This window comes from Enterobacter sp. CRENT-193 (assembly GCF_002787395.1).
Classification (GTDB): Bacteria; Pseudomonadota; Gammaproteobacteria; order Enterobacterales; family Enterobacteriaceae; genus Enterobacter; species Enterobacter hormaechei_C.
Genome location: NZ_CP024813.1, coordinates 46457 through 63764 on the forward strand (window position 1 = coordinate 46457; position 17308 = coordinate 63764).

The following is a 17308-nucleotide window of genomic DNA, read 5'->3' on the forward strand; positions in this document are numbered from 1 at the left end:
TTATATGGCAACTTCAGACTTCGCTCTTAAAAACCATAATGTTAAAGCATTTGGTCAGGATGCAGCCCTTGTCATTGAGATGAACAATGAAGATGTTAGCTCATCAAAACCTTCACCTTTTTCAAATGAGATTGATAATTATTATCTTACATTGCACGTCGCTCCAAGGAACGCAAAAAAAGATTATGACTGGGGCTCAAACCGTTCTGTACTTCTAAAATTGTCGACGAATGAAGTTATGCAGATGGCATCTGTATTTCTTAGAATCATGCATACTTTAAAGATTGATAAGAGGAAAACCTCACATCATGGCCACGTCGTATACAAAAATATAAGCGTTACCCCAAACGAGAGGGGCGGTTTGTTGTTATCCGCAGGGATAGTTCCAGTCGATAAAGATGGCTTAAAACCCTTCATGCACATGGTCCCCGTCTCACAAATGGATTGCGTTAAAATTGGCCTCTACATACTTGGATATCTTGCTCAAAAAACGCCCTGGGTAAGCTCCGAGTCTATAATTACCGCGCTTCGCTTATCTGAAGCCAAGAATTCAAAATAGCGCATTAACATACGGAATATACGGAAAAATACAGGTTTTTTTAAATGTTATACGAACGGATATTTCTGTTTTTCATCGTAAAGTGAGTTTAATTTTGCTCAGAAAAACAGGTATTCGTCATGAGAAAATCAGGTTTAGGTTTAGCCCTGTTGTTTTCTTTAATTGCTCCGATTAAAGCGGTCTATGCTGAAGCGATTATGATTTCAGGAAAGCTACAGGCTGATTTGCCAGCCGTATCCTTTGACCCGGGGCCGGGCGACTTTGTTGCATACGTTAATTCTAACACTATCACTGCCTCAGGTGCAGGCACAGCCTGTAATGTAACGGTTGATGATCGAGCGACTTCCTCTGTTGATAACCTCGTTTGTTTTTTTGAGTGGTTACCCAATACCTTGGGATTAACTTCTAACGGCTTCACTCTTTCAGGCGTTCCCAACACCACCGGTGATTTAAAACTACCTTACAAGATTTCTTACTTCTCTGGTTCTGAACGGAAAAAAGTTGAAATAGTAAAAGGTGAATATTCAATCAAAAGTGTGGCACCGGTAAAACCAACTATCACCGGTCTTAAATCATCCCTGAACGGATTAGTCTATGACGGCTTTTCTTTCAAATCGTATTTAAAGGATGAAGCGATCAAAGATATCGCTGTTTCTGTTGAACCCCGCAATTATATTCAATACATCTCAATAGGTTCAGGCTCCGCCTGTGAAGTACCTATTGGCGGAACTTCCTGTACCATTGAAGTTGGAAGCATTAAGGCCAGTGATACAGATGAACTTTTGGGTTCACGTGATATCACAATTACAGCAAACTCTAAGAATAATTATTTCGCACCTCCTGAATCCAAAAAGCTTGTTGTTAACTGGGATTATCGGCCTCCTGTAGTAGACCATACACTTTGGAATTTTACCGATGAGGCTAAAACAATCAAAGTAGGTGGCCAGGACATCTATACCGGAGCCAAAACCGTTGCTGTGGCCGTTAAGGTACCCCAGCAAGAAACAGAAGGTGAATGGTGGCTCCCAACAGCTATGTCGCTCACTATGACTCCGGATGGCGTGTTTAAGCCGACGACTAAAGTGACTTTAGATGATGGCACTGAGATTGATTTCAAACAGTCCTGGGCAACCCCTTTACGTAGAACTTTACAGCCGGTAAGTGGACCTCAAAAAGTCGGTGATGAGTACCTCTATATCTTTGACTTAACGGATCTTATAAACGGGTCCTACGCAGCGACTTTTACAGTAGAAAATACGAGCAAAAACTCTTCTACGTACACTGAGCCTGAAAGCAAACTGATGCTGTCTGATAACCCAACGCTTATGGTTCTCAAAGATGGGCAGGTATTAACTAAACGAGCACCCGTATACTTCCTGAACGAGATTATCGTTGCAGCTTTCCAGGGGCAGGCTGGGGTTGCTGACATAAAATCAGTAACAATAGACAACAAAGTAGTTTCGTTAACACCTACAAATTATAAAGGTATTTACTACCTGCCGGTTGGAGACGATTTAGCAGTTAATTCGGATCACGAGATTACTGTGGTGGCTGAAAACCTTTATGGAAAAAACGTAAATTTCAGTACCGTGTTCACTTATCAACCTACTGGATTCACTCTTAAGAATCTGGAAAAAAACGTAACTCTTTACTCGCGCGTACGTCAGTATACGGACCTGCTTAGTCAAACAGCTGGTGATAAATGCACTCTGTTTACCACAGAGGAAAATGCGAATGCTTACCTCGCCTGGTATGGGGAAAAATCAGATGTTACAGCATGCTACCCTCAGTGGAACAATGTCCCTGATGGGTTGGAGTTCTATTTTAAAGGACGTACCCCGGGTCTAACTGGATTCTTTAATAAAACAGGTGAGAATCTGCTCGACTATCAAGTCTATATGATTAACGGGAAGGGCTCTAAAGCGGTTTCCGCAAGGAATCGCCGTACTCTGACCACACAATTACCATACAACCCGATCATCTCTTACAAAAAGAATAAAGTCATAGCAGGCATCAATCCGAACACTGCTCTGGCTTATACGACCGGGGGGGAGGCCGCTCGAATATTAGCGAAGGTGGTACCAGCTGACGTTACGATGATCGTCTCTCAAAACGGCTCTGAGGCTGTCAAAACGTCATTTAAAAATCGTTCCTCAAACAACGATGCAACGACCTTTGTACAAAGGGTCAAGGTTGCTGCTGCACCATTGTGGACAAAGAACGTCTTTGACATAGCTGTAGAATACTCAAAGGATCCAGAATTAAGAACTACAGACACCCTCAACGTATATACGGTGCCTGATTTCAATATTCGAGCATCGATGGAAGTGGATGACAAAAAAACAGCCACATCTCTTGAAGTGCCCTTAAAGGTAACAGTGGGGCGTTATAACAACTCCACACGTAAAAGTGCATTTGACCGTAAAACAATGGGAGAATGGGACGTCACGATATACTCTCAAAAAAGTGTATACGGCAAAGATCCAGAAACAGGCCGTTATAAAACTACATACGAAAGAACTGCGCTGACTGAAGCATTGCCGGTCAATGATGCGGGCATTGTCGAAACCAAGATTAAAATTGAAAATATGGATCTGGGTAATATGCGTCTGGTTGGTGTGGCTAAGGTCAGATCGCCATTCTCTGATTTTGAAATGAAACGTGAGACCAGTGCTGTAGGCATTCGAATCTATAAAGGTGAGGAACTGGAGGGTAACCTGTCGAAAAGCCTTATTATCGGAAGGATCCCACTTAGTACTCTGGTAAGCTTCAAATCTGCCAGTACGGCTAACTCTGATGCACTCGCCCCCACCGAATGGCAGCAGTCCTCTGATAATGGTCAAACCTGGACCATGCTTTCCGACATGACCGGAAAGAGAAGTGTAAGTATCAAAAAGACAGAAGTAGGAAAGTGGCTTTATAGGGCAAAAATGACTAATAAATTCACATCCAAGATTTCCTACACAGATGCCTTAACGGTAGTTACCTACAAGCAGCCTAAGCTCAGTATAGATGTTACAGACATTCTTCAGGGCTCAGATATACCTGTAACCCTGCTTGATAACGATGAACCTATACCAGCAGGCACCGCTGAGGTTCTCTGGTCAGAGGATAAAGTCAACTGGGTGCAGGGAGATACAACTTACACTGTGGCTTCAGCTGATACCCTACCGTCTACGATTTATGCCCGGATGCGTTACCTTGATTCCGATGAACTGGCAGAGGAGTCTTCATGGAAGGAAACGTCTGCTCGGTTGGCAGCCGCAAAACCCAAGCGCCTTTCTGTCTCGGTAACGGGGGTTTCAAAGGTAGAGGTTGGTCAAAAAGTTACTTTGGAAGGTAAGTTCACGAACCCTAACAGTAAGTACCAGAATGGTAATAACGTAGTTGAAGAATGGAAAACACCGGATGGCCAGACATTTAAGGGCTCTTCACTGTCTGTTACCCTTACTGAGCAAATGTTGGATAAACAGGGATATGCTGCTTTTGAATACAGTGCATGGTTAGCGGACAATAAGGAGAATACGGTTTCTACCCGTAGAGTTTCTGTCAAATCGTGGGTTTATAAATTTCCCGAGATGAAAATAAGCTCCAAACTTAAATACGACATGGCACCGACCACCCTACGCGTTGCGTTGAGCGGTATTAAGGATGGAGACTATCCTGGTGTTACTTATTCCCGTGAATGGATCTACGACAAAGAGAATCTGGTAATCACTAAAGATGAAGGTGACACCAAAGAATTTACAATTGAAAATCCTGGCAAATATACATTGATGGTTGTTTTCAAAGATAACCGAAACAATGAACAGCGTATCGAAAATACCTTTGTTGTCGATGAACAAACGCCAATGAACGTTGAGATGACACCCAAGTTCTCTAACAAATATATGAGAGCTCCACTCGATGTAACCTTAAGGTCAAACATCAAGCTATCTCATTCGGCGGACTCGATAGATACGGTCACATACAAGGTGAACGGTGAAGTAATACCCAGCGGCAAAAATTATTGGGCTCAACTGATCTCGGGTTTAAAAGAAAAGAAATACGAGATTACAATTGATGTTGTTAGTAAACTTGGACAGAGAGGTTCAGCATCTGTTGAGTTTGATGTCGTTAAAAACGCAGTGCCTAATTGTACATTGAGCTACACGGAAACCAACCTAAGCTGGAGCTTTACCAATAAATGTGATGATACTGATGGAAAAATGGTTAGATATGAATGGTTCATCAACGGCGAATTAAGGAACGTTTTCGGTAGTACGGCTACACTTTCTAAAAACCTTAACCGTGGTAAGCAGGACATAAAAGTAATTGCTTATGATGATAGTGGAGACTTTGCAACACAGCACGTGACAGTTTTCGGACCGGCTGAAGAGGCAAGTAAGTCTGAAAACACTGTATCAATACCAAGCAGTGAGTAGTTAATTTTTAAATATAAAGCCGGGACATTATGTCCCGGCTTTTTTATACCCAATAATTGGACCTTTGAAAAATTAATGTCGGAAAGTAACTTTGCTCCAAAGGCATCTTTCATGGCCGCTAACAAAGCTGCGTATACATGCTGAGGAATTAACATTCTTATAGGTGAATATTAGGTTAGTTTGCAGACTTCCGAGCGTTGAAAAACATGGATAATAGTTACTTGGATAGAGGTGCATCTGCCTAGTAAAAATATTCTTCAGTGCCAGTGAGAAAAATATGAGCGACTACATACCTAAAAAGAGAGGGCTGCTTATACTGGATTGGTATGTCCCCCTTAATATTTTATTGCTGATTCTCGTTATGTGTGTCTTTTTCACCCGTTATACATTTGGATACGGTTTATTGAATGGGTGCCTGCCTGCTGATTTTTATATGATTGATCATTCGGATAAAAGTATTAAAACTGGTGAACTCATAGCATTTAACATGCCGAAATCGGTACGTTTTATCCCAGAAAATGAACGAGTCATAAAAATTGTTGCCGGTGTGGGCGGTGACAAACTTAAAGTAACAATGGATGGGGTTTATAACGGGGACAAATTTTTTGAAGCTAATGCACGTCGTATTTCGAAGAAATACAATATTCCGTCCATTTTGATTGAAAAAGAATTGATAATTCCTGAAGGCGAAGTTTTCCTAATTGGGCAAACCGATCACTCATGGGATTCCCGTTTTTGGGGAACAGTAAAGCTGAATTCAGTAATTGGGAAAACATATGCGATCTTTTAATGTAAATAAAAAATATTTACCAATACTTCCTGGACTTGCGTTATGTGCAGTTTTAAGTAATACAAATGCAAGCACTGAGTATCAACATGATGCTGACCTAATCGCTCAGCAAGCAAAAGGGCTTGGGGCACAGGCTAAAGGTGCACAGCAGCCAGATGGGGCTCTTAGCCTTGATGCTACGCTAAAATCACCAGATGTGCAGAAGTACATAGCGCAAGCTGAAGCACTCCAAAAAAACCAGGACCTGAGCAAGCAAATAAACCGTGGTTACGTCCCCGGTATGAATGCGGATAGTGTTCAAGCAGTTATAGACCATACCCAGGCTATCAGGGCCCAAAGTAATAACTCTGAAGCTGTCAACGATATAATTAGAAGACGTGATGAAATTCAAGAAAACGCCAGCCTTAATGAAGCGGCTCTGAAAGCTGTGGAAAATAAGCCGGAAGTCATGCGAGGACAATCTAAAAATATCGAAAAATTGTTTGGTTCCTCGGGCATCACAGCTGCTGACTTCGAAAGAAAAATGGATAGCACACGTGAAGAAGCACTATCAACTGAAAATGGAATAACGATCTTTGCTTCATTTAGCTTGCCGGATTATGTACTGGAAGACCTTCTACGTACGGCCTCAGAGCATAAAGCTCGTGTAGTTTTCAATGGTCTAAAGAAAGGAACTACTCGGCTACCAGAGACACAGGCAGCAATAAACCAAATGATTGTCAAAGGAAAATTTGAATCTCCTTTGATTACAATTGATCCTGATAGCTTCAGTCAGTATCAAGTAACTCAAGTACCGACAATTATTTCTAGGGAGCAAGCTCGTTTTGCAAAAATGGTAGGCTCCTTCAACGTTGAGTTTTTTCAGCGAGAACTTGCTAAAAAACCCGATCAGGATATTTTCCCGGTTGCTGGTACCACTTATCCCGTTGAAGAAAAGAGCATCATTAAAGAACTGGAAGAACGTGCACAAAAATATGACTGGGAAGGTGCAAAAAAAAGGGCCGTTTCTGACACATGGAAAAATCAATGGATGGTCGACCTCCCTCCTGCCCAGGAACACAAAGAATTTTTAATTGACCCTACAGTGAGGGTCACTCAGGACGTAAAAGATAAGCAGGGCCGTGTAATAGCTTCCGCCGGTGAGTTGATTAATCCACTTTCGAGATTTCCTCAAAACCTGACGATGATAATTTTCGATCCACTCAATCCGGGCCAGCTGGTATGGGCTGAGCAGCAGTATCGACAACGTCTGGGTAGTGGAAAAGTAATGCCAATGTTTACCCGTATCCAAAAAGATAATGGATGGGATCACCTAAATGATTTACGTGAAAAATTTAACGGTAAGGTGTTTAAAGTTAACGAACAGATCATCTCACGCTTTCAGATTAAAAACACACCTGCGCTTATAACTACTGACCAAGATAAATTCCGGATCACCCTGTTTAGCGAGGCAGAAGTCCGTGGTATCGGAGCCCCAAATCTTTCAGAGGAAAAATAAGATGAAACTCGGATTTATTATAGGCGCTCTCTTTGCAACATGGCTGACGCTAAATTATCCGGACCAGATGAGAAGTTATTTTACCAAAGCCGTCGACTATATCGAAAGTGTTGCAACATTTATTACATCCAAGTGAGCATGATGGTGAAAAAATTCAAAAAGTTACTTTTAGAGTTCATTGTAGCAGTTATGCTTTCGCTTTCTATACCGGGTATGGCTATGGCAGCAGATGCTGGAGTCCCTGGGGCTATGTGTCAGTCAGCTGGAGTGTGGCAGGGCTTGATTAAGAATATCTGTTGGAGCTGCATTTTTCCCATGAGGATAATGGGCATAGGGGCAGCTCCAGAAGGCGCTGCTCCTTCACGTCCGGGTTGCTACTGCACAGATCAGAACGGCGTACCGGAAATAGGTTGGCAATTGAGCTTCTTTCAGCCGGTGAAGATTGTTGAAGTTGTAAAGAGCCCCTGGTGCAGCCCCTTTCTTGAAGGCACGATGCTTCAAAAATCGCAGTTTGATATTGGTAAAAGCAACACAAATCAGCCAATGACAGCAACTGAAGCCGGATTTTACGATGTTCATCTTTGGGAGTTCCCAATCATGACAATGCTCAAATTACTGATTATTGGCGAGTGCACTGCTGAACCCTATATAGATGCCAGCCTGACCTATATAAGCGAAGTGGACCCTATGTGGGAAAGTGATCTGCTTACACTCGTCCTGAATCCAGAGGCAGTAGTTTTTGCAAACCCAATTGCCTCAATGGTGTGCGCTGCTGACTGTGTAGCAGTAACAGCAGGAAAGGATAATCTCGCTGCATACTTTTGTGCCGGATGCGATGGCAACCTTTATCCATTAACCGGCCACATTTACGCAAATGATGACGCTGTAAGGACGAGTTCACTGATAACCCAGCGTCTTCTGACTAAACTACATCGCCAGGGAATGCTGATGCGAACGATGGGAGCAGACGCAATGTGTGAGAAAACGTGGGAATACTTTACACCTCGTTCCCAGTATCGGCTTTCAATGCTTTTCCCAACTCCTGAGGCGAAAGGGCCGGATTGCTGTCATCGTCTTGGTGATTCGGTACATGACTGGTCAACCCTTAAAGGTGGGCGCAAAAAAATAGGCAATGATAATTATGTCTATATGTTGTGGCGTTACAATGACTGTTGCGTCAGATATATACCAGGCGCTTGATTTCTAAGGGTAAAAATAATGAAACTTAGAAAAACGATAGCTTCAACTATTATTGCATCAATGATTGCCAATACTATGAGTTGGGCTTTTTATATCTCTCTCATAAATATGGTAATGACTCCTCGTATTTATGCGGCAGACGCTATATTTGACCAGCTCGAAAGTAACTTTAATCTTGCTAATCCTAACGCAAATCGCAATGCGACAACCAGTGCTCAGGACATTGTTGAGAAGTACAAGAATGCGGATTCAGGCGAGAATGTCAGTGGGAAGATCACCGAGAAATACGTGGGTAAAGCCGAATCCGCTAATCTTAATCTCGGAAAGTATGGGGCAGGGAACTCAAATGAAAGTGTCATGAAAAATGCCGCATCCGATGGAAAGTCCATTGGTAGCGCCGTACAACTGCCGAGTATGTCTGGAGGGACAATCAATTCAAACTATACCAAGGAAGGGGCAAAGCTGCTCTCTCGGGATGCTAATGGCAACATTGGTATAAGCAGTAATCCCAATACTACTCCTGGAACCAAAACAAATACCGGAGAGATTTTCAGCTCAGAGCAAAAGCACAGCGATATTAAGTTCAATGCCGCAGATCGTTATGGGGATGAGGATGGCTTTGTAAACGATATAAAGAATCGGAAAAGCCAGTTATTTGATGCTCAAAGTTATGATGGCGTTGCCTACCGCACCCTCGTAAATGCTAACAAGGACAACCCGGCATCATCTATAAAGCCTAACGATCCCATGTTTACTGCGGGGAGAAATGAGATAACAAATGCTGTTGCTGGTACTGGAAACTGGCTTCAGAACTGTAATGTTGAGACCTCTAAAAAAACAGTAACCACACACTATCCTGATTACAAAGAGTTCTACTGTAACTCGCCTAAGCAAGATAACTTCAGCAGCTGCACGATAACCCGTGATTTTTCAGTCCCTGTTTACATTTCAGGCGGAAACGGAGACATGTCGATGTGCGGCGATAATTGTGTGCGTATATGGTTTGGTCGCCGTGATGACAACTACTGGAGTGACGGGGTATATGATAACGAACTGACATTAAAATTCCATCCGGATGCAAAATTGGCCTCAGCAAAGATTGTTAACGCGGAGTGGGATGACCACATGCGGGTAACACTTGATGGCACGCAGATTTTTGCTCACATAGATGGTGCATATCGAGAAAGTGACTATCCGGCTCCTAAGGGATCTTGGGAGTTAAAAAAATCGTGGAAACTCGACAAGGTTTACGATGTGACTGATAAGGTCAGAAAATCGGTGTATGAGGAGCCTGATCGAGAAGTGACAATGGCATCCAGAGTATGGGTTGGTGGGAAGGGTGAAGGGTATTTTGAGGTTGAGCTGACTTTTGAAAATATGAAGCTCGAAGATAAGCACGTCCAGGAACCAGCTGGTTGTTACGATGCTGTACAAGCTCCGAATACATTCTGCCGTTTCGATCGGTTTAAAGATATGGATGTTGGCACAAAACGGCTTCCGGAAAGCGTGCTTTCATTGGCAAAGCCTCTGTATGAAGGTGATAAAGGATTTCTTACCTGGAAGACAAACCTTGAAGGCTACTTTTGTGATCCATTGGCCAAAGACAAAATTTGCTCTTATGACGCTAGTGGAAAAATTATGAAAGACGCTAATGGAAAGGACCTCTGTTACAACTATGAAGAAATAAAGAGTATGCCTGATGCATGTAGTGCTTATAAAAATGATGCAGCATGTGTACTCGATAAACAAACATGTGCAGAGGGTTGGTTCGATGAGGGCACTAACAGTTGCTACATGTATGAACAGAAATACACCTGTGACAGAGGGAAGGATGTAGTTCGGGAGGTTGAATCTTCTACAAATGCCTGTGTTGGCATGATCCCATGTTCAGGTGGAACATGCGAAACTGGGCCAAAGGAAGAGAACAACGATTTTGGAAAAGTTGCGGCTTATTCAAACATGGTTCAGTACATGCAGGGCGAAGCCAAATGCGAAGACCCTAACGATGCCAATTCATGTTCCGTCTTTGAAGGAAAACCTGAATGGTGTGGTCGTTCAGTAGGCTTTGTAAATGGCCTGGCAAAGACGGACTGCTGCGAAGCACCACAGGGAACCGCAGGAGCACTTGAAGGTATCATGCTTGCCGGATCTATGATCAGAAACACAAACTGGACCAGAGTTAATGCTCAGCTAATAAAATGGACCGGCGGTGATACAGGTACATGGGCTTCTATGTCTAATGCGGTCGGAGAGTGGACTGCATCAGCTGGTAAAACAGTAGGGCAAATGTGGAACAACGTCACGAGCTCCTTAACGAGCGTATATGAAAACGTCGCTGGTAATCTAAGCAGGGCAGTTGGGTCTTCCGCAACTTCTGGAGGGGCAGGAGGTGCTGGCCAGTTGGCACAGGAAACAATGTCCAGCTTCGGTATAGGTCAGCTTAAGCAGATGGCAATGAAGAAAGCCTACGAATTGCTACCAGATACAGTTCGTGACTTTGTCTTTAAGAACGTTGCTACTACCGGAGGAGAGGTTGTCTTCTCGGCTGCGGTTCAAAACTTTATGCTTGCATTAAACGTGATCGGTTGGATTTATACAGCCTATCAGGTCACTAAAATGCTTTTAGAAATGTTGGTAGCATGCGACCAGAAAGAGATGGAAGCTTCTATTCATAAGAATCAAAAATCCTGTTTTACATTAGATACGGAACGATGCGTCAAATATCTGAATGTTGGTTTCACAAAGAAATGCGTTAAAAAAGCAACAGACATGTGCTGTTATAATTCCATGTTGTCACGCGTTATTATGCAACAAGCTTATCCGCAATTAGGAATAGACCCTGTCGCCTCTAATTGCGTGGGGCTATCAATAAAGCAAATACAGCAACTGGATTTCGATAAAATTGATCTGACGGAGTGGATTAATGATGCAGTTCAGGTAGGAGAAGTTCCTGATCAATATTCAAAATTCTCCGAAGAATCAATTGTGGAAAACTTACCATTCCAGAATGAGAACTATCAACTTCCATCAGAACGTACCAAGGAAGCAATGGGCGGTGAAGAAAATATGATAAAGGCCAGACAAGAAAATGCTCAGGCTATAAAAGAGGAAAATGTAGATTGTAGCTATTTACCTCGACCGGCCATATGTGAGGTAGGTTCAACTACGCTGGATCCGGTTACGGGCAAGCAGTTGCCGAAATATTGAAGAAGGGGCCGTTAGGCCCCTTTTTTAATTACTTGGCTTTCAATGTTTTTTCTGGGAAGCCTTTTTTACCGTATTCACCGGTAAAGAGGTAATAATCTTTTCCGTTGATGGAGGCTGCAACACCCCCTGGAGTTGTTGTATTTGGGCTATCAGAACGGAAAATGATACCCGAAAAATCAGCGCTTGTTTCGTTTCCTTTAAATGGGATGAACACATAACGAATTACAGCGTAATCACCAGCGGGAAGGTTTAGCTCAGGAATTTCGGTTCCTGTTGCGGGGCGAATCGCCTGAAAGCTGTACATTGAATCTGTAGGGAAAACATCAGCATCAGGCTTAGAGGGCAGATCACAGGTACTCCATTTATTGACGACTGCCATATCAATTTTACATGTGGCCAGAGCTGCTTTCTGTTTTTCAGGGTTGTATCCAAATGAGGCCTGAGTTGCTTTTGTATGCTCAAAAACATACTTAGCTCCCTCACGTACCAAACTTTCATCATTGTAAGGCAATTTTTTTGGATTGGGGACGAACACTAGGTATTGATTGACCTGGATGTATTCGGCGTCAGAAGAACTGTACAAAGAGCTGAGGCTCATGATCCCAAAACCTTTTAGACCGCCTGTTACGTAGCCCATCGAACTATTGATGAGATACTTAGAAAGAAAGTTGTCGGCATCCCCTCCAGGAGTAACCTCTTGCTCCTTAAAATTAACGTCGAAACCAGCAAACGAATAGGCATTCTTGGCGACAGAATCATTTGCATTAGCATGCCAGTACTGGCCGTGACTGTACGCATTCAGAGCGGTGCCTGGCGTAGTGCCGGTGTCACCGGCACAACCCGATAGGGAAAAACCAATGACGACAGAAGAGACCAGAGATACTAAACGTAAAAGTTTCATTTAAAGCCCTTTTTGTAATGTCTTTTGGAGATGGAACCATTATTCCATAGTCACGCGTTTCACAAACAACCTGATTGCATAAAAAAGGAAAAAAAGTGATTTCCAGTAGAACCAGCAGTACACAAGAAAAGCGCTTTTATAAAAATGTATAATTATTAAAACGAAGTAATGAGGTTGAAATGGGTAAGCCAACAGAAGAGCAAAGACCTGTTATCGAGAATGCTAGCGCAAACAATATGGTGATAGCAGCGCCTGGATCAGGCAAATCGTTCACCATGATAGAAGCGGTTATATCGATTCTCAAAAAGTATCCATATGCAAGAATCGGGATGGTGACCTTTACTCGCGCTGCAACAAACGCACTTGCAGCAAAGTTACAAAAGCGATTGAGCAAGAAGGATCTTGACCGGGTGCTGGTGGATACTTTTCACGGACTCGTTAAGAAGCAACTGGACATGATTCGCTGGCCGGGAAAGATGTTGATAGGGCCAGCACAGAGATCTGTCATTCACCGGGCTTTGAAAGAATCCGGTGTAACGATGAAGTTTGCTGAAGCTGAATTCGTTATTGATGCTATCGGCAGAGAAATGGATACGGATGTGATTTCAGTTCGGCATAACAGACAACAGATCCATTTGTTTAATACCTATCAGGCGTTATGCCAGAAAGACCATGTGGCGGACCTCAATGCTCTTTCAAAATTTGTTGTCGGTCAAATGCATTCGGGAAAAATGCGCACGTTAGATTTGACACATTTGATAGTAGACGAAGTTCAGGATACTGACTCTATACAATTCTCATGGATAGCATTGCATACAAGAGCTGGAGTCTATACGAGTATAGTTGGAGACGATGATCAGGCCATCTACTCCTTCAGATCCTCAGGAGGAGTCAAAATATTTCAACAGTTTGAAAAACACTTCAGACCTAACATATTTTACTTAAACACATGCTTTAGGTGTGAACCTGAAATTTTAGAGGTGGCCGGAGCACTGATAGGAAAGAATGTTTACCGTTATGCCAAAGAGTTACGCTCGGCAAAAAAGGGAGGGGGAAAGGTCACTTTTCGTTCATATGTAGATATGGAGGAACAGATACAGGGTATTTTAAGCCTTATAAATCAGGATCCACATGGATGGGCAATTCTAAGCCGCAATAATGCTCACTTGGATGAGCTAGAAAGTTTGATCGAACAGCCAGTAATTCGTTACGGAGGTAAATCATTCTGGGATGAAAAAGAAACAAGCGATGTGTTAAGCCTTATGGCCTTTTTCCGACAATCAAATGATCCTCGCTTAATGAAGAGAGTATTGGCATTGTTTGGAGAACAGGAATCAGTTTTGGATGAAGTGGCATTGAGTATGAGAGGAAGAAAAGTTACTTTTGGCGACCTTGCCATCCCGGAGGACAGTTCTCTCGAAACAAAAACATTACATTCAAACTTCGTGCGCTTTACCCAGGAAAGTTCTGATAAAGTTGAGATAGCAAAACGTTTCGCCAACCTTACGAAATGGATGGAATCGTCGTCAATCAAGATGAGGAGTAATAAAGGTACAGCAACCTTAACAAAAATTGCTTTAGACACTTGTAAACAGTGGGCAGAAAAGACTGGTTGGATGAATATGATAAATCGTGCTGCTGCAATGTCATTAGGCCCTAGGAAGAAGGACGAGGAATACAGCCCAGAGAAAGTAGTCCTATCAACCTTGCATGGTTCAAAGGGTCTTGAGTGGAATAAAGTAATAATAATGAGTTGTAATGCGGATCAGATACCAAGTAAAAGATCAGTTGGGGAGGAGGCAATAGAAGAAGAAAGACGTTTGCTTTATGTTGGATTTACGCGTGCAGAAAAGCAACTTTTTGTAATGTGGTATGGTGATCCTTCTTTCTTTTTAAGAGAATGCAGTGAAGAAAAGATAAAAGAAGCAGCTAATATTCGAATTTCTCCACTTTATACAGAATAATTCGATATGGGCATTTACTTATGCTTAAAGCTATAGTATAAAAACAATGAGCTTAAATATCAGCTCCCAAATTTGAGTAACTTTGCTTAAAGTTACTTTCGCGTTAAGCGTTGATTTAGCCGTGAAAAGCGGCCAGCTTAAACAAGCTGTAAGACACCACCGGCAAAATGTCACCTTTGTCGCTGGTGCACTTCCCATGCCTGCAAAAGGCAATCTGAATTTACCAAACCGTAACTAATTTAGCTCCTCCTGGGGCTATTTTTGTTGCGTACTTCTAATGCCAGATAGTATAAATCAGGCGGTTCATAGCTTACGGGAGATGAATGACAGGCTTTGCCTTCGTGTTGAAACAAAAATTTGTTTCTTCCTTCTTACTATATATAGGTGACCCCAAATGTCTAAAAATAAAGCTCGCAGTAAAGCCCTTCATCAAACCTTTAGTGAAATTATTCCAGAGATGGATAAGGCGCTAAACAAACAGCTCTTAGAAGTTCTGATGAAATATACAGAACGTGATAATGAACTGATTGTTATTTTGAATGAGGACGGCCCAAATATCATTGAACTTAAGTCTCTTAAGCCTGTGTCTTTGTTGGCCGAAAAGCTTTCTGCTTATTCAAGCTATTATCATGTGGATGTTGTGGAGCTCGTGGTCAAGAAAATTGATTTCGAAGGAGCTTATAAGCTTCTTAAAGCTTCCCCAGATGTACCACTTTTTAAAAGCTTAACTGAACTGGATAAATATCTTGTTGAGGAGTTTGAAAAATACGGATTAAATTCATTTCTTGACGTGGATAATCTGGATTACTCACTTGAAAAAGCCAGTGAACTCAAAAATGAGCAGTTAATAAATTGGGTTTCGGACATCATTTGCAAACGTGAAAAATTAACTTTACGTAAGCGTTTTGATGTCGCAGTAAAGGCCCACTACGAAAATGTAGAAAAAATGTATGATACCATTCGTCCGTTAATGAAAAAACTGGGTTTCCCAGAAGATCTCATGACGCACACCTTTAGTGAGTTAAGCGTTTTTGAAACTAAAGGATGGGACCATGCAATAAAATCGAAAATTGAGACTCTCGCTAAGCGTGAAACTCAATATTTAGATGATGCGGCTAAAGCAGAGAATCGACGTCTTGTAACAGAGAAGTTGGAGAACTCTTTAGCGATTGCACCAACTAAACCAACAAGAAATTGGTTACATATTGCCGGAATTGCCTGTTTGGTAGTCTGCACGTTCATGTATGTAACTAATAAATTTATTTAATCCTGTTAAGGGGGAACCCTAACGGGGCTTCTCTTTGAACAAATCGAGGAGCGGAAAATGTCATATCTTGAATATATCAATGAAGTAAAAGTGTCCGGGATAGTTATCAGTGCTGTGGAGAAAAAAATGACTGACCAGAGTATAGGTTTGTTAATAAAGCTCAAAAATAGGATGAAGACAGAAGTTGATGGTGAAATCACTGAGAGAGAATTTTCAGTTCAAATCAAGGTGTCGCCTGAAATGTATTCAACCTGTTTCACTGGTATAAATCAGGGTGATGAGTTGATGGTCTCCGGTTATATTGTTGTCGATACTATTATGATTGAAGGGAGAGAACATCCTCTTGACTACATGAGAGTGGTAGCAACAAGTAAGTTGGCTCACATACCTAAACCTCTAAAAGGTTTTGGACAAAGTAGCTTTAATCAGATCTGACATTAAACCCACCCTAAAGGGGAGAAATCCCTTCATGGGATTTCTCCTTTTGGAGTCCCCATGAAACAAAAATTTAGGGCTACTGCAATAAGTAGTAATCAACTTAGTTTTTTTTCTATATTCGATATAGATGAAGATGAAATAACGCAAATAGTTGATTCACCCAAAGAGCATTTAAATGATGCATACACGTCCGGATTAAACTTTAAATCAGATGAAAGTAACATTTCTGAGATAAATTATGATTCTGAAAGGCGTGAAAATCACCTTTATGAAAAATCCAAATTACTTAAAAATCAGATTTTGCATACAATTAATTTTGCAGCAGAAACAGATTATCTATATTCGGTTGAAGAATATAACCCAGATTTGGGTGGTCTGGTAATAGAATGGACCCCTGAGGATGTGTATGTTGTTTTTCTATCCGCTATGGAAGAGTCTTTGGAAATCATTAAAGAACTAGTGTTGAGGAGAAAGTTATTCTTCAAAGATGACAATGGTAATATCACAGTGAATCCACTTTTAGAAGCTGAAACACGGTGGTATATGTCAAAATCATTTGAATACACTTGTTTATCTCATGGACTTGATGCATGTGAATTTAGAGCGGAATTAAAATCATGGCTCTATTATCATTCGCATCGTTCGATTAGTGAAAACACGAAATTAGCTGAATGCAGGAATGATGATGAAATCATTTTGCATGATTGCAATGACGATATGGGCTGGGACATCTTCTTTGATCAGGATTATTTAATGTCAGAAAAAAAACTGGCTGTTAAATGGACTGACAGGGAAATTATGGATGTTTACATAAAAGCTTTTAAATCCACATTAGAGTTGTTTGACGAGCTTGTTTCATGTGATCTGTTAACTAAACGAAACGCTTTTGGCAAGTTAGAAATAAATCCAATATTCGAAAATCATTTTGAATGGATCATGTCTGAAGCTTTTGAAATAGTGGGAAATCATCTTGGTTATAATGTGCCTCAAATCAGGAAACTGATGGCAACTATTTGCCAAATGAATCTCAAATAAAATGCCACTGGCAAACATCTGCCAG

The 17308-nt window shown here is 41.7% G+C and carries 11 protein-coding genes; 10 read left to right on the top strand and 1 reads right to left on the bottom strand.

The window, feature by feature from the left end:
• Positions 1-4: 4 nt before the first annotated feature.
• From CU081_RS24290 to trhN, 6 genes are all read left to right on the top strand, one after another.
• The gene (locus CU081_RS24290; RefSeq protein WP_000235773.1) at positions 5-559 is read left to right on the top strand and encodes a plasmid transfer protein; all 555 of its coding nucleotides are present in this window, start codon (positions 5-7) and stop codon (positions 557-559) included.
• Between the two features lie 119 nt (positions 560-678).
• Positions 679-4983: an IncHI-type conjugal transfer protein RSP gene (gene rsp, locus CU081_RS24295; RefSeq protein ID WP_001232109.1), complete on the top strand. Its 4305-nt coding sequence runs from the start codon at positions 679-681 to the stop codon at positions 4981-4983.
• 277 nt (positions 4984-5260) lie between these two features.
• Entirely contained in the window at positions 5261-5773 is a 513-nt protein-coding gene (gene trhF / locus CU081_RS24300) for an IncHI-type conjugal transfer protein TrhF (RefSeq protein ID WP_001286760.1), read from the top strand.
• On the top strand, positions 5760-7271 hold the full coding sequence (locus tag CU081_RS24305) for a TrbC family F-type conjugative pilus assembly protein (RefSeq protein WP_001256132.1): 1512 nt from the start codon (positions 5760-5762) through the stop codon (positions 7269-7271). The genes trhF and CU081_RS24305 overlap by 14 nt, the downstream gene beginning before the upstream one ends.
• A gap of 144 nt (positions 7272-7415) precedes the next feature.
• Positions 7416-8471 carry an IncHI-type conjugal transfer protein TrhU gene (gene trhU, locus CU081_RS24310; protein WP_181231580.1) on the top strand — a complete coding sequence of 352 codons (1056 nt, stop codon included), beginning with the start codon at positions 7416-7418 and terminating at the stop codon, positions 8469-8471.
• An 18-nt stretch (positions 8472-8489) separates the two neighbouring features.
• The gene (trhN, locus tag CU081_RS24315) at positions 8490-11678 is read left to right on the top strand and encodes an IncHI-type conjugal transfer protein TrhN (RefSeq protein WP_000776701.1); all 3189 of its coding nucleotides are present in this window, start codon (positions 8490-8492) and stop codon (positions 11676-11678) included.
• Positions 11679-11706: 28 nt separating this feature from the next.
• Here the strand turns inward: trhN and CU081_RS24320 are convergent, their stop codons facing one another.
• Positions 11707-12579: a hypothetical protein gene (locus tag CU081_RS24320; RefSeq protein ID WP_000771834.1), complete on the bottom strand. Its 873-nt coding sequence runs from the start codon at positions 12577-12579 to the stop codon at positions 11707-11709.
• 179 nt (positions 12580-12758) lie between these two features.
• Between CU081_RS24320 and trhI the strand changes: the two genes are divergently transcribed.
• The 4 genes from trhI to CU081_RS24340 all read left to right on the top strand — a co-directional run bounded on the left by trhI (position 12759) and on the right by CU081_RS24340 (position 17283).
• Positions 12759-14543 (top strand): IncHI-type conjugal transfer helicase TrhI, encoded by a 1785-nt coding sequence (trhI, locus tag CU081_RS24325; RefSeq protein WP_000517885.1) that lies wholly within the window; start codon positions 12759-12761, stop codon positions 14541-14543.
• Between the two features lie 394 nt (positions 14544-14937).
• Positions 14938-15810, top strand: coding sequence for a hypothetical protein (locus CU081_RS24330; protein WP_000041927.1), 873 nt, complete (start codon positions 14938-14940; stop codon positions 15808-15810).
• Between the two features lie 57 nt (positions 15811-15867).
• Positions 15868-16245 (top strand): hypothetical protein, encoded by a 378-nt coding sequence (locus tag CU081_RS24335; protein ID WP_000120822.1) that lies wholly within the window; start codon positions 15868-15870, stop codon positions 16243-16245.
• Between the two features lie 60 nt (positions 16246-16305).
• Positions 16306-17283, top strand: coding sequence for a hypothetical protein (locus CU081_RS24340; RefSeq protein ID WP_000810361.1), 978 nt, complete (start codon positions 16306-16308; stop codon positions 17281-17283).
• Positions 17284-17308 lie beyond the last annotated feature (25 nt).